The following is a 13635-nucleotide window of genomic DNA, read 5'->3' as shown; positions in this document are numbered from 1 at the left end:
TATGTGCTGGCGTTTTTAGCCCGTGAAAGGTGCTGAGGCCTGCGCAGCAGACGCAGGGTTCTGCTAGCTCACTTTACCAGCATCACTTTGCGGTGCAGGCGGTAACTGCCAATCTGGGCATCGATGAGGTAAGCGCCGGCGGGCAGGTCCTGGATAGGCAAGCTGAGTTGGCGCTGTCCGGCAGCCAGGGGTTCGTTTTCAACTACAGTGCGCACTTTTCGGCCATCGGCGGCTAGCAGTTGAATGGTGGCAGTGGTAGCGGCGGGTACTTGCAGGGCTAGGTTTAGGGTGTGGTGGGCCGGGTTAGGGTAGGTGCTTAAACTCAGGCCGGGAACGGGCACAGCGCTGGACGTGGCCAGGACCGGCACGTTAATGAGGGCCGTCCAGACGCTGGTTTGGCGGTTGTCCATGCGGGTCCACACGGGGCGCACCACATTGTTGTGAGCGGTGATGTTGGTGTAGTCGCCGAAGAAAACCTGCTCGGTGGGCGTGAACGGGCTTTGGCTGAGGCGGAAATTCTGGAAGGTACGGCCGCCATCGGTGCTGCGGGCGCCGTACACATCGGTCTGAATATCGAGGGAGTTGCTGTTGTTGCGCCGGTCGTAGAACACGCACCAGAGGTGGCCGGTGGCCTGATCAACGGTCATCCAAGTGAAAAACTGATGGCGACCAGCCGGGTCGTTGTTGACGCGGATGGGCGCGCTCCAGGTTTGGCCGCCGTCTTCGCTACGGGCCAGCCACACGTCCGTGTCGGAGGGGCCGTTGCGCTGGTCGGTCCAGTTCACGTAGAGGTTGCCGCGATAAGGGCCAGGGCTAGCATCGCACGCCGTTACGGGCAAGCCATTGGCACGCGTTATACCTGGCACGGCATACTCCCAACCACCGGGCTGGCTCACAATGGTTCGCTCGCGGGGCAGCCAGGTTTGGCCGCCATCCAGACTGCGGTTGAACACGATGCCCCGCGGCCCGGCCCAGGCTACGTATACCTCGCCGTTGGGACCCACGGCCGGCATAGCTCCTTCCACTGTATTGTCATCATCCACGGCATCGCCCCCATAGAAGCTGATGCGCCGAGGCGTACTCCAGGTTTGGGCTTGGTCGGTGGATTTGCTAAACAGAATGCGGGTACTGTCGCGGCTACCCAGGCTACCATACACGTCGAATTCGCTCCAGGTGGCATACAGGGCGTTATTGCGCCGGTCGACGGTTACCCATTCCTTGTCTTGCTGCTTGGGTTGATTGTAGCCGAAAAACGACCGGTAGCTGAACGGCGTGGTGGCCGAAGCCGTCCGCTGCACCAGCAGCCGGTCGATGAACGGAAATGCATACGACGTGGCGCCGGGGTTGGAAAGATGGAAATAGTAGAAGGCGCCCGTGGTGTCGACCACTACGCACGGGTCGCCCCAGACCGAGTAGGGCGAAGTGAGGGCACGCCAGGTCCAGGTCTGGCCGCCATCGAGAGAAGAATACTGGTTGTTGAGGTTGGCCCCGGCCACCAGTTGCTGCGTGTTTTTGGGGTTGATGGCAATGGCCGTTTCGTTGGGCGTGTTCTGGGTGCTCACCAGCACATTAGGGTGCGCCGATTGGGCGTAGGCCACCTGCGGAGCTCCACTCAATGCCCCAACGCCAAGCAGGAAAAGTAGCAGGTATTTCATCGAGCGGATAGGTTGGCTGGCAATGCTTTATACTACGTTACCCACTCCAGCATCTGCCTAAGCTACTGTAGCGAAACGTGTCGTCTTTTACTACGGAGTTAGCGCAGCGGGTTCACCTTCCTCCCTGTCCTTACTGTAGCCACTGCGTTATCGGTTCCGGCCGTACTGTTCGTGGCTGCTCACCCAATCGGAAGAGGAAATAGCTGAACCTAAGCTCAGTTCACCGGCCAGCACAACACCGGCCACTATTTCAGCGAATTTATTGACCGTACCCCGGCCCACGCAGCCTAACATGCGGAGGCATTCGTTTTGGGTGGCCAGCCCGGTACCCCCACCGTGCGTGGCTACGATAAGCGAAGGAATGGTGATGCTCAGGTACAAGTCGCCTTCTTTGGTTACCTCGGAATACAGCACCCCCGCGCTGGATTCCGAAACATTGGCCACATCCTGCCCCGTGGCAATGAACAGCGCCGTAATACCGTTGGCCGAATGCGCCCCGTTGTTGTTGGCCCCCGACAAGAAAGCGCCTACGTTGCTGACCTGCCCATGATACGCCAGCTGCTCGGGCGTCACGCGCATGCGCTGCTGCAGAATGTCGCGCTTGATTACGCACTCGGCCACTACCCGCTTGCCACGGGTGCGCATCACGTTGATCTGGGAGGCTTTTTTGTCGGTGGCGAAGTTGGATTCGAGGTAGAAGTGCCGCACGGGTGCGCCCTTGTAGTGGTCCAGAATCCAGGAGCAAGCGGCAAATGTGGCGCGGCCCACCATGTTCTGGCCCGCTGCGTCGCCGGTGCTGAAGTTGAAGCGTAGATACGCAAACTTGTTGGCCAGGTAGGTATCGATGTATTGCAGCTTCGCCACGCTGGAGGTGCTTTCCGCCTCCGGCCGAATCTGGTCGATGGTTTCGGCTACCCAGCGGCCAAAATCCCGGGCGCCGCGGGCATCATCGAACACGAAAACCGGGGCCCGCTGCATGGCGTCGCCGATGACGGTGCACTTCACGCCGCCGCACAGGTTGAGCACCTGAATGCCCCGGTTGTAGCTGGCTACCAAGGTGCCTTCGGTGGTGGCCATGGGCACCAGAAAGTCGCCCTGGGCGTACTCGCCATTCATCCGCAACGGGCCGGCCAGCCCCACCGGAATCTGGGCTACGCCGGTGAAATGCTCGCAGTTGCCTTGCAGCGTGTGCGCATCAAACGAGTAGTGCTTGAGGTGCTTGAACTCCTGGCCCGAAAACTCCTCGGCAAAGCGTTGGCGGGCCTGAATGGCGGCCTCGGAATAGTCGTCCTGGCTTTGGCGCGGAATGCGGGTGCGGTTGTCAGCCTGTTGCACAATGGCGTCTTCCACCTCCACGAGCATGTCGCCGAAAGGGTCGGCGGCAAACTGCACCCGAATGGGATGAATGCCCTCGGGCAGGGCCGTAGCCGTGAGGTGGAAGGTGATGCTGTGCCCCACCGGAAACTCCAGCCCGCCGGGGGTGCGGCTCAACACATCGTGCGCCGGCCGGATGTCGCCGTCGCCCAAGTCCAGCGCAATATTCTCGGGAACTATGCGCTGCTCCCCGACCTGCACGTAATCGAGCCGGGTGAACCGGACGGTATCAAGGCGGTTCTTGATGCTGAAGGCGACGCCGTTGGGCGTGTTGCGCAGGCTGCCGCGCGTATACAGCAGTTTCAGCAGCATGGGGCTAGGCGTGAAGATCATAGGAGCAGAAGACGAGAGTGGGAGTAGGAAGATGCGGGTAGTAAAGTCGGAATTTTTCGGAGAATAGTAGAATGTAGAATAAGCCCGGATCTTCCATCCTGTAAGTTCATCGGCGACGCTTGGTTTGTGGCTGTTCTACAGGTTCCTTGCTGAATATGATTGGAATAGTAAACGGCACACTAACTGGCCGCCCGTCGCTTCGCCCTGGTGTAAACTAATAACCAAGCAACTGTACCACTCGTAAGGCCTCAATATCCATGGCCGGATGCAACCCCTTCATAACCTTTGCATCCCGAATGCTCCCACTTGCATCAACAACGAAGCTGACGAAGACTCTTCCGCCCTCCTGTGGTGCTTCTGTGGGCCAGCGCAAGTTTTGACGAATGAACCTCATCAAGCCCTCTGGTCCACCGGACTTCTTACTTACTCCTTTATAAACTGGAGCAGCCTCAAACCAAGTCACCGTTCGGTCTTCTCTACGGCTAGTAGCTTTTGGAGCTTCTTCTAAGCTGCTCAAGTCAGGAGTGACCAGCACGTCCTGCACGTATGGAACTGGCAGACTAGGCTCAGATTCTATTGTACCAGATAATGGCTTTCCAGTACTTTTTTCAGCCTGCGCCCAGGCTTCCTCGTTCCTCAGGCACAAGCCGCACACCAACAGTATCAGCGGTAGTCTGTGCATCTCAATTACGCTTGAATGTGATGGGAAGAGTGTAGTGTACATCTACTGGCCGATTATTTTGCCGGCCCGGCGTAAACTGACCATTAAGTAGTTGTACCAGTCGCAGGGCTTCGATATTCAACGCCGGGTGTAACCCTTTTACCACTTTTGCGTCGCGCACGCCACCGGCTTTATCGATGACGAAAGCAACAAATACTCGCCCTTCCACTTCTGCAGCTTCCTTCGGCCACCGCAGATTGTTTTTGATAAACAAAGGAAGGGCCTGTGCTCCGCCATCCTTGTAGACAGGCATCTGCCCTACATTGGTGTACACTTGGTGCGCATCAGGATTAGGAGCAGGTTCTCCTACAAGCCCTATTTCAAAAAATACCGCTTCAGGTTTAGGAGTCGCTTTCGAAACTTCCTTAGCCAGGGGTTGATTGGGTTTATGACCAACCACCTTATGCGTCCCCTTCTGCACCTGCGCCCACGCTTCCCCACTCGTCAAACCCAACCCACACACCAGCACCAGCGCCACCAGAAACCGCCGCAGTTTGGGGCGCAGCTGCGGCTTGGGCGCGAGCTGACTTTGGCGGAACCGCCCGCACACTCGTCCGTCGGGAGAATTTTGGAAGGCCGCTTCTAAATCGGCTTGGGTGCCTTTGGTGAAATCCATAACCACTCGGTTGCACTGGCTACAGTGCTGACCTTGCGCTACGGGGGTCATTTGCTGCCAGTCCTCGTGGCAGGCATTCAGGCGGACGTTGAGGATGGGTAGCGGCAGCATAGCAATAGGATCAGGCCATTGAATATACCAGGCGAAACGCTGACAAAGCAAAGCTATTGCACCCAGGCTATTCAGCATTTACCTGACCGGCAGGACACCAGTCAGTCAACTACTTAGCAAGCGGGAGTGATACTTACTCTTCCCAATATTCTTTGCCGCGGCTGTCGATGTAACCGGTCTTGCCTTCGGGGGTTGTTACGCGGGCTACGTCCTCTATAAATGGCTCGGCAGCAGTATACTGCACCTTAGTTAAGAGCTTGCCCTCGGTGTCCAGATAGCCAAAGCGGCCTGCTTGCTCAACGATGGGGTAAGCACAGCCATTGGCGGCGGTGGCGCGGATGGCGTCGTATTCCAGCGGTAATGTCAGGTTGCCGCTGCTGTTCAAGACTCCCCATTTCAAGCCTTGCCGAACCAGCAGCAGACCATCGTGGTGCAAATCCTGGATTTCGTCATACTCGGCGGGCACTACCGTGCTGGCACCCATGGTAAAGCGGAAGCCGACTTTGCCTTGGCGACGTACCAGGTCGCCTTGCTCTAGGTAATCGGTTTCCGGCTCGGGGTCGGGGGGCGAGGCTAGACGCTGGCCACCGGGGTTGATGTAGAACGTTTCGCCGTTTAGCTCGACGCTGGCCCGGCCGTGCTGGAAGTTACTGGCGCGGCGGTACTGCACGGGTGTGAGGGAAGTGCCGCCACCGTTGATGTAGCCGTATAGCGTGCCTTGCCGGACCCAGGCCACCCCTTCCACAAAAGGCCCTGCCTCGTCGTAGGCCAAGGGTAGCACCAAACGGCGGGTGTGGTCGGCGTAGCCCCAACGACTCCCGTGGCGGAACGGCAGAAGGTCGGGAGTAGCGTTTTGAGCTAGCAGTGCGGTATCGGTCAGCAACAAGGCCAGTCCGCCCAACCCCCAAAAAACGAGGCGACGGCATGGCCAGAACTTAAATAAAATGAACTGGAATCCAGACATTGAAACGAAGGTACACAAGCCGGCAAAACCTACAGTCAGTTTGCGGGTTGATTCACTTGTTCTTCACCTATCATCCCGAATTTTTGACGGCTTTCGCCACTAAAAAAGCTTGCAAATGCTAGTGTCCAGATTACCCTTGTTACCGTAATTTTATGGCGAGCAAGGTTTGGTCCGGTATCACTCCCCTATCTTTGCGCCTGTAGGCGCATTTGCCGGTTGCCTCCGTTCCTTATGTCTTCACTACAGAATTACCCGCGTTTCACCTTAGGCTCTGCCCTCACGGCTGAACAACTGGCGTTTTTCCAACGAAATGGATTCCTGCACTTTCGGGCTTTTGCCGACATCAGTACGGTGCAGCGCTTGTTGCGCGCTACCGAGCAGGTGCAGCGCCAATGGCTGGCCGACGAGGTGCAGAAAGTAAATGGCGTACCAATCAAATACGGCAAGGATGTCGATGGTTCTCCGATAGTGCAACGCTTTGCTTTCGCCAATCATTACAGCCCTGAGCTGCGCGAATTTTTGGAGGAGCCGCGGTTCCAGGCGCTTTTCCCGCTGCTCGAGGCCCCCGGCGGCCGGGTGGGCATCAACGAGAAAGACGGCCTCGTTATCAACCATTACGTGAACGTAAAGGGCAGCGAGTTTTCGCAGATGGGTTGGCATACCGATTCGCTCCGCGACGTGTTCTACGGCAAGCGCATTGGTCCGATGCTTAATGTGGGCTTTCACCTCGATGGCACGCCCTCTACCAACGGCGGCCTGCGGGTGATACCCGGTACCCACCGCCAGCCGTTGCGCGAAATGCTCTTTCGCAAAAAGTACTACAAAGACGTCCACTTCGACCCTAACGAGGTAGCCGTGGAAACCGAAGCGGGGGATTTAACCGTACACGATGGCCGCATGTGGCACCGCGTGGCGCAGTCGCCGCTGGTGGGCGAGGCCTCTCGCCGCCGGGTGATGTACGTGCCCATTTTGGCCGGCAAGTACCAACCCAAGACCGCCGATAGCCCGACGCCGTTCTATCTGCGGTTCCTTCACCTGGTGAAATAGTTGCTTCGCCGAGTGAATGAGAGAGTGAGTGAATGAGTGAAGTAGCCTACGTTTGCGGACGTTAGCTGACAGCTACGCCATTCGCGCCGGAGGCTACTTCACTCATTCACTCACTCACTCATTCGCTTTTTATGCCTATTGCTCTTATCACCGGCGCTTCGCGTGGCATTGGCCGGGCTTTTGCCGTCGAGTTAGCCCGCCGCGGCTATAACCTGTTGCTGGTGGCCCGTTCTGAAGACCAATTGCAGGCAGTAGCCACTGAGCTACGGCAGTTACACGGTGTTGAAGCGCACATTTTGCCCTGTGACCTGGCCGCGCCGGGCGCGGCTGAGCGCGTGGTGGAGTGGACCCACCGCCAGACCCAGGAACTGACGGTGCTAGTGAACAATGCCGGCTATGGCCTTTGGGGCCGCTTCGAGGAACTGACCCTGGCAGAACAGCAGAACATGTTGCAACTCAACATGCATCTGCCGGTAGCCCTCACCCATCTACTACTCCCTGCCTTACACCAACAGCCAAAGGCCTACATTCTGAACGTTGCCAGCACCGCAGCTTACCAAGCCGTGCCTACGCTCACCCTTTACGCGGCCAGTAAAGCCTTTCTGCTTAGTTTCTCCCGGGGCCTGCGCTACGAGCTGCGCGAATCTGGGGTGTCGGTAAGCTGCCTCAGCCCCGGCGCTACCACCACCGACTTTGCCGACCGCGCCGGCATGAGTGCGGGCTTGCAGGAAACGGCCAATAAGGTGTCGATGACCCCAACTCAGGTGGCACAAGCCGGCATTGCGGCGCTGCTGGCGGGCGAGGCGGAAATTATTCCGGGCGCGTTAAACAAGATTTCCTCGAAGCTTACCGGCCTAGTACCGAAGGCATTAACCGAGAAAATTGCGGCGGGCATCTACGAGAAGCACTTGAAATAAAAGCGCGAAGCTCCTGGATGTCATTTCGGGGCAAGCCTGTATGCTATTGGCAAGGCAGCAGGATAATGAACTCGGTGCCTTTACCGACTTCGCTGTTTACGTTAATAGTGCCGCCGTGGCCTTTTTTCACGATGTCGTAGCTCAGCGACAACCCTAAGCCGGTGCCTTCGCCGGGCGCTTTGGTGGTGAAGAAGGGCTCGAAAATTTGGCTTTGCACGCTTTCGGGCATCCCAGTGCCGTTGTCGCACACCCGAATTTCCACTGCGCCGTTGTGCTGCACCGTACGCACGCATATTTCGGGCTCGTAGCCAGCTTCGGCTGTTTGCTGCCGCTGCCGAACTGCTTGCAAGGCATTGGTACACAGGTTAATCAACACCCGGCTTAGGTCTTGTGGCGAGGCTAACGTGGGGCGCAACTGAGCGTCGTATTCCGTTTTGAGGGCGACCTTGAAAGCAGAGTCCTGCGTCTGAAAGCCTTGGTAGGCTAGTTGCGTAGCTTCTGCCGCCAAGGCATTCAGGTCGGTGAGGGTGGGCTGGCTGGTACCGGAGCGGGAATGCTCCAGCATATTTTTGATGATGGCCGAAGCGCGTAATCCATGCTCGCTGATTTCGCGCAGATTTTGGCGCAGGCCCGTCAGAATCTCTTGCTCGAGGCTGTTCTGTTCTTTTGCGGGGCTGTTGCCCATCCCATCCACCAGCTTGGTGCTCACCTCGGCAAAGTTCTTCATGAAGTTGAGCGGGTTCTGGAGCTCGTGCGCAATACCCGCCGACAACTCGCCCACAAAAGCCCACTTCTCGGATTGCACCAGCTGATTTTGCGCCTGCCGCAGCTGCTGCAACGTGCGCCGATTGGTTTGAAGCTGTCGGTAAATGAATACGCCCAGCCCTGAGAGCAGCACTACGATCAGGAATGCGCCACCGAGCAGCAAGTTGCGCTGCTTGATGCGAAGCACCTGTATGGCCTGCTCGTGGCGGAGGTCGGCAATCTGCGCGTTTTTGGCTTGCTCTATTCGTTCGCCTTCATATTGCGCCACATGAAATCCTCCTTCGGCAGCATCGAGCGTATCAGCCAAGGCGAGGTAGATGCGCGAGTAGCGTTGCGCTTCCGCTGGCTGCCCATGCGCATCGTAGAAGCGGGACAACTGCTTCAGATAGCGGGGCAGCAGCACATCCATATGAGCCGCCTTGGCTTTTTGATATGCCTTCAGCCAATGCTGCTGGGCAAGCAGGTAAGTGTGGCGGGCGGCGTAGTATTGCGCCCAGGCAGCTTCCAGCTCAAACTCACCTACTCGTCCGGTCATCGGGAGGTGAAGCGAATCGTCGAGGCGCTGGGCCTGGCGCAAGAACGGCAAGGCTTGCGTCGATTGGTTCATCTCGAGCAGTACTGCGCTTTTCTGCACCAATCCGTACGCTGTGTATATTGCTTCCACGGCCGAGTCGCTGCGAGCAGCTTTCAGGCCCATGTCGGCGAAGCGCAAAGCGGCGGCATAGTTGCCTCATCGTAGGTGCACTTTGGAAATAGCTTCGATAGTAAAGAAACGCTTCACTCCCTCGATTCCGTAAGCGTCTTCCAGCTTCATGGCCAGCCGCAGGTAGTACAATGCCCGCTGCGTATTGCCCCAGTCGGCATAAGCGGCACCAGCGGCCATGATTTCATTCAGGTAGTGCACCCGGTCGAATGTCCGGAACAAGTCAGCAGCCCGTAGCAGGTGGCTAACCGACTGGTTGTAGTCGCCTTTATGACGGTAGTAGCCGCCCAAAGCCAGGTAGCAAGCCGCCATGCTTTTCTGGTCGCCGCGCAGTTGATACGCAGCCAGCTTATGGCGAAAGTATACGCCCCGGGCGGGCACCTGCCGCAGTTGGTTGAACAGTGGCGCCATGGCAATCAACAGCCGCGGAACTGGCTTATTGGCCTCGTCAAACAAAAAGACGGCTTGCTGCATGGCAGCTAATGCCTGCGGGTTAGGCGGGTCCTGGGCCCACAACCGCAAGCCTACCCGCAATTGCTGGTAAGGTACATCGTTGAATTTGTGTTGGTGCTGATTGAGCGCCAACAGCTCGTTTAGCTGGGGAAGCAACTGGCGCCGACGCCGCAGCTCCGACAAGTCGATTATGTCAACTAAGTGCACCAGCACCCGTAAGCGGGCAGTATCGGCCGACTGATGCTTTAAAGTACGGGTAAGGGCATCGTAGTCGGTTTCCCAATAATGATATTGCGCGAATAGCGGCCTGCTGAGCAGCAAAGCCAGGAACGTAATTACCCACCTCATATAGACAGTTCTACTCTGCTAACTGGCTTTGAATAGCCAAGCAAGATAGAGGGAATATATCTAAGAAATATTTGAATTAATTCACTAAAATAATAATCTAATTGGATATTTCGTGCTTGACGGTCTGTTTGCCAACCCCAATTGCGGTTACGCGGCTACCTTAAGTCTGTGAGGGTTTTGCCTCCTGCATCCGAATCACTCTACAGGCTGGAAGTAGCTATGCCCCGTTAAGCCACAAAGAAGGTAGGAGCTACTTACTTTTCTGTGCTGAAGGAATTCAATTCCTTGGCGCCAGTGTCTGCCCACCAGCCCGCGAGCCAATAACAGCCCAGGGCAAAAAAGGGCGCGGCTACTACATCATAGGTGTAATGCACATGCTGTATCAGGACCAACAGCCCGACCATGGCAGTGGCCGCCAGCAGCCAGCGCCGCCGCGGGCCCGCTACTGACAAGGCCAGCAACATGATGGTAGCCGTGTGGCCGGAGAAAAATAAATCCTTGGTGATGGGGCCGGCCGCCACGTAAATAAACGTGTCGATGATTGGGTCGCGCAAGGGCAATATGCCAACGGGCGGCTCTAAGGGCAATGCTACCAGCAACAGCAGGCGGCACGTTTGCATCAGCCAGTAGGCCCCCAACAACCGAAGTAGCGCGTACGGGCGAGGCAGCACGTGGGTTAACGTGACGCCTGCACTTAGGTAGATGACAATGAACGTGGGCCACGACACATCATAAACCGGTAACAAGGCCAACAGGGGGTCAGGCAATTGGGCACCAGGCCGGGCTTGCAGCCAGGCAAAGAAATGTGGCAGGTTGGCTACCAGCAACAAAAGCAACACCAGCGTAAGCAGCAGCCGATGACGAAAGGCAGACTGCTCCCAGGTAGTCGACCAAGTGGCCGGTAGCGCTTGAGGAGCAGCAATTACTTGAGGCATGAGAAAAACAAACAGCAACTGCTGCAAAAGTACGTGTTACCTAAATATTAACACGACGCGGTTTACAGCTAAGGCTGTATTTTAACCTGCTTTGCGTAAGGATTTGATGAAGGAAACCTTGCTTGGCAAGCCATTCCTTTACCGGCGAGGCTGTATCTTTTGCGCTCTATCCTCTTTTCTTACATGAAGCATTCTCTAATTCTGGCCTCCTTGGCGGCGGCGGTGGCCTTACCTGCCGCCGCTCAAAACCAGGCCCTCAATGCCCGCATAGCCAAGCTGGCTGTAATACAAGAAGCGAAAGTAATAGCCTGCCGGCGCGATATTCACGAGCACCCGGAACTAGGCAACCAAGAAACCCGCACGGCCGGTATCGTGGCCGATCAACTCAAGAAGCTGGGGTTGGAAGTGCAAACCGGAGTGGCACGCACCGGGGTTGTAGGCATTCTGCGCGGTGGCAAACCCGGCCCCGTGGTGGCCTTGCGCGCTGATATGGATGGCTTGCCCGTTACGGAAACCGCTACGTTGCCCTTCGCCTCGAAAGTGAAGACCACCTACAACGGCCAAGATGTGGGCGTCATGCACGCCTGCGGCCACGATACCCACGTGGCCATGCTGCTCGGCGCGGCCGAAGTGCTGAGCCAGGTGAAAAAGGACTTACCAGGTACCGTGAAGTTTATCTTCCAACCGGCCGAAGAAGGCTCCCTGCCCGGCGTGGTGGGCGGCGCCCGCCTGATGGTGCAGGAAGGCGTGCTTGACAACCCGAAAGTAGACGCTGTTTTTGGCTTGCACATCAACGCCCAAACCGAAGTAGGTACGCTCAAATACCGGCCCGAGGGGACCATGGCGGCGGCCGACGTTTTCACTATCAAGGTGAAAGGCAAGTCGGCGCACGGTGCTTACCCCTGGCTGGCAGTAGACCCGGTGGTAACGGCCGCCCAGATTGTGACCGGCCTGCAAACCATCATCAGCCGCCAAATCGAGCTAACCGAGGATGCGGCCGTGCTAACCGTAGGCATGATTCATGGCGGGGTGCGCAACAATATCATTCCCGACCAGGTGGAGCTGACCGGCACTATTCGGACGCTAGACAAGGACATGCAGCAGAAGATCTGGGCGGCGGTGCGGCGCACAGCCACCAACATTGCGGAAAGTGCCGGCGCCACGGCTGAGGTCGACATCGTTAACTACGCCCCCATCACCTACAACGACACGCGCCTAACCGAGCGGATGCTGCCCACCTTGCAACGCGTAGCGGGCCCCGGCCACGTGGTATTGCAGAAAGCCGTTACGGGTGCCGAGGATTTCGCTTATTTCCAGGAGAAAGTGCCGGGTCTGTTTGTGTTTGTGGGCGGCATGCCCAAAGGAAAAAACCCGGCCGAAACTGCCCCGCACCACACTCCTGGCTTTTTTGTCGATGAGAGTGGCCTCACGCTGGGCGTGCAAGCCATTGCGACCCTGGCCGCCGATTATCTGGGCATGAAAAAGTAAGACGAATATAAGCTGTTGCCCGAACGAAGTGCCCCCTATATAGCGACGCGCCCCTTGGCTATAGTAGCCCGGCAACAAAGCGGCTACGGCTGGCTACCAAACTATAGTAGGTTGGCGCGCCATTTAAATCTGCGTAATTCGCGGAAAAATCAGTGCCATTTGCCATGAATATAGCCCTTGTTACCTGCGAAAGTCTGGCGCAATACGCCGCCCCCAACATCGACGATGAAGACAGCTTGCTTTCGCGCTACCTGCGGGCGCAAGGCTACCAGATAGAGCCCTGCATCTGGAGCAACCCGGCCGTGAACTGGCACAACTACGACCTGGCAGTGCTGAAGTCGCCGTGGGACTACTTCGACCGGATACAGGAGTTTTACACTTGGCTGGACCGAATGGAGCAAGAGAATGTTCGCCTGCTCAACCCCGTATCAACGGTGCGCTGGAATGCCGATAAGCAGTACTTGCTCGATATGGAACGGCAGGGGGTTTGTGTCGTGCCCACGCATTGGCTGCCGCGCGGCACTACTTTCCAGGCCGCAACCGTATTCAACGCGCTAGGCACCAACCGGCTGGTGGTGAAGCCGGCTGTGAGCGGCGGCGCCAAAAACACGTTTGACCTAAACCTGGCCGAAGCTCAGCGCCGCAGTTCAGAGCTGACGGAATTGCTACGGGAAGAGGACTTCTTGGCGCAGCCGTTCTTGCCTCAGATCCAAAGCCAAGGCGAATGGTCGTTGGTATACCTAGGTGGCGAGTACAGCCATTGCGTGCTAAAAACGCCTAAATCCGGTGATTTTCGCGTGCAGCACTACTTGGGTGGCGGCATCGAGCCCCGCGAAGCGCCCACTCACCTGCGCCATACCGCCGACGATATTATAAGCCGCTTTGCCGCCGATTGCCTCTACGCCCGCGTCGATGGGGTGGAAGTCGATGGCGAGTTTCAGCTCATGGAATTAGAGCTTATCGAGCCGTTCCTGTACTTGGAAACTGCCCAAGATTCGTTTGCGCGCTATACCATGGCCTTAAAGAATCTACTGTCGTTGCGGGGAGGCAGCGCAACGCAATCTTCTTTGTAGCAAGTATTTCAGTTGTAGCATAGGGCGTTACCCCATAAAAGCGACACCCGCTTGACACTTGTATAGTCGTCAAGCGGGTGTCGCTTTTGTGGGTATTGCTGAGTGTAATGTACGGCGCGGCCTTACTTCAAC

12 protein-coding genes are annotated in these 13635 nt (G+C 57.2%); 4 read left to right on the top strand and 8 right to left on the bottom strand.

All coding sequences use genetic code 11. The features are described 5' to 3' along the window. Positions 1-68: 68 nt before the first annotated feature. From VF639_RS17615 to VF639_RS17600, 5 genes are all read right to left on the bottom strand, one after another. On the bottom strand, positions 69-1655 hold the full coding sequence (locus tag VF639_RS17615) for a T9SS type A sorting domain-containing protein (protein WP_331147245.1): 1587 nt from the start codon (positions 1653-1655) through the stop codon (positions 69-71). A gap of 147 nt (positions 1656-1802) precedes the next feature. After that, positions 1803-3362, bottom strand: coding sequence for a hydroxymethylglutaryl-CoA reductase (locus VF639_RS17610; protein WP_331147244.1), 1560 nt, complete (start codon positions 3360-3362; stop codon positions 1803-1805). Between the two features lie 214 nt (positions 3363-3576). Beyond that, on the bottom strand, positions 3577-3756 hold the full coding sequence (locus VF639_RS25420) for an energy transducer TonB (protein WP_414654753.1): 180 nt from the start codon (positions 3754-3756) through the stop codon (positions 3577-3579). A gap of 289 nt (positions 3757-4045) precedes the next feature. Then, positions 4046-4810, bottom strand: coding sequence for an energy transducer TonB (locus VF639_RS17605; RefSeq protein WP_331147243.1), 765 nt, complete (start codon positions 4808-4810; stop codon positions 4046-4048). A gap of 133 nt (positions 4811-4943) precedes the next feature. Then, positions 4944-5774, bottom strand: a complete 831-nt coding sequence (locus VF639_RS17600; protein ID WP_331147242.1) for a WG repeat-containing protein — start codon at positions 5772-5774, stop codon at positions 4944-4946. A 231-nt stretch (positions 5775-6005) separates the two neighbouring features. Between VF639_RS17600 and VF639_RS17595 the strand changes: the two genes are divergently transcribed. Next, positions 6006-6821 (top strand): phytanoyl-CoA dioxygenase family protein, encoded by an 816-nt coding sequence (locus tag VF639_RS17595; protein WP_331147241.1) that lies wholly within the window; start codon positions 6006-6008, stop codon positions 6819-6821. A gap of 131 nt (positions 6822-6952) precedes the next feature. Beyond that, positions 6953-7738 (top strand): SDR family NAD(P)-dependent oxidoreductase, encoded by a 786-nt coding sequence (locus VF639_RS17590; RefSeq protein WP_331147240.1) that lies wholly within the window; start codon positions 6953-6955, stop codon positions 7736-7738. Between the two features lie 43 nt (positions 7739-7781). On the opposite strand, the gene VF639_RS17585 is transcribed toward VF639_RS17590, so the two are convergent. The 3 genes from VF639_RS17585 to VF639_RS17575 all read right to left on the bottom strand — a co-directional run bounded on the left by VF639_RS17585 (position 7782) and on the right by VF639_RS17575 (position 10942). Further along, the gene (locus tag VF639_RS17585; protein ID WP_331147239.1) at positions 7782-9215 is read right to left on the bottom strand and encodes a sensor histidine kinase; all 1434 of its coding nucleotides are present in this window, start codon (positions 9213-9215) and stop codon (positions 7782-7784) included. 18 nt (positions 9216-9233) lie between these two features. Next, the gene (locus VF639_RS17580) at positions 9234-10007 is read right to left on the bottom strand and encodes a tetratricopeptide repeat protein (RefSeq protein ID WP_331147238.1); all 774 of its coding nucleotides are present in this window, start codon (positions 10005-10007) and stop codon (positions 9234-9236) included. A 254-nt stretch (positions 10008-10261) separates the two neighbouring features. Next, positions 10262-10942, bottom strand: a complete 681-nt coding sequence (locus tag VF639_RS17575) for a phosphatase PAP2-related protein (RefSeq protein ID WP_331147237.1) — start codon at positions 10940-10942, stop codon at positions 10262-10264. Between the two features lie 183 nt (positions 10943-11125). On the opposite strand from VF639_RS17575, the gene VF639_RS17570 reads away from it, so the two are divergent. Together VF639_RS17570 and VF639_RS17565 are read left to right on the top strand one after the other, a co-directional pair. Continuing rightward, positions 11126-12430, top strand: coding sequence for an amidohydrolase (locus tag VF639_RS17570; protein ID WP_331147236.1), 1305 nt, complete (start codon positions 11126-11128; stop codon positions 12428-12430). Between the two features lie 164 nt (positions 12431-12594). After that, a complete protein-coding gene (locus VF639_RS17565; RefSeq protein WP_331147235.1) occupies positions 12595-13503 on the top strand; it encodes an ATP-grasp domain-containing protein in 909 nt (302 codons plus the stop codon). The last annotated feature ends 132 nt before the right edge of the window (positions 13504-13635 follow it).

The sequence above is a fragment of the Hymenobacter sp. genome (assembly GCF_036387835.1).
In the GTDB taxonomy this organism is placed as follows: Bacteria; Bacteroidota; Bacteroidia; order Cytophagales; family Hymenobacteraceae; genus Hymenobacter.
This window is presented reverse-complemented; position numbering and strand designations above follow the sequence as displayed.

What these genes read in the sequence shown, in the direction of transcription:
- VF639_RS17615 (WP_331147245.1), bottom strand. Translation starts at nt 1,655, where the DNA reads ATGAAATACCTGCTACTTTTCCTGCTTGGCGTTGGGGCATTGAGTGGA.
- VF639_RS17610 (WP_331147244.1), bottom strand. Translation starts at nt 3,362, where the DNA reads ATGATCTTCACGCCTAGCCCCATGCTGCTGAAACTGCTGTATACGCGC.
- VF639_RS25420 (WP_414654753.1), bottom strand. Translation starts at nt 3,756, where the DNA reads ATGAGGTTCATTCGTCAAAACTTGCGCTGGCCCACAGAAGCACCACAG.
- VF639_RS17605 (WP_331147243.1), bottom strand. Translation starts at nt 4,810, where the DNA reads ATGCTGCCGCTACCCATCCTCAACGTCCGCCTGAATGCCTGCCACGAG.
- VF639_RS17600 (WP_331147242.1), bottom strand. Translation starts at nt 5,774, where the DNA reads ATGTCTGGATTCCAGTTCATTTTATTTAAGTTCTGGCCATGCCGTCGC.
- VF639_RS17595 (WP_331147241.1), top strand. Translation starts at nt 6,006, where the DNA reads ATGTCTTCACTACAGAATTACCCGCGTTTCACCTTAGGCTCTGCCCTC.
- VF639_RS17590 (WP_331147240.1), top strand. Translation starts at nt 6,953, where the DNA reads ATGCCTATTGCTCTTATCACCGGCGCTTCGCGTGGCATTGGCCGGGCT.
- VF639_RS17580 (WP_331147238.1), bottom strand. Translation starts at nt 10,007, where the DNA reads ATGAGGTGGGTAATTACGTTCCTGGCTTTGCTGCTCAGCAGGCCGCTA.
- VF639_RS17575 (WP_331147237.1), bottom strand. Translation starts at nt 10,942, where the DNA reads ATGCCTCAAGTAATTGCTGCTCCTCAAGCGCTACCGGCCACTTGGTCG.
- VF639_RS17570 (WP_331147236.1), top strand. Translation starts at nt 11,126, where the DNA reads ATGAAGCATTCTCTAATTCTGGCCTCCTTGGCGGCGGCGGTGGCCTTA.
- VF639_RS17565 (WP_331147235.1), top strand. Translation starts at nt 12,595, where the DNA reads ATGAATATAGCCCTTGTTACCTGCGAAAGTCTGGCGCAATACGCCGCC.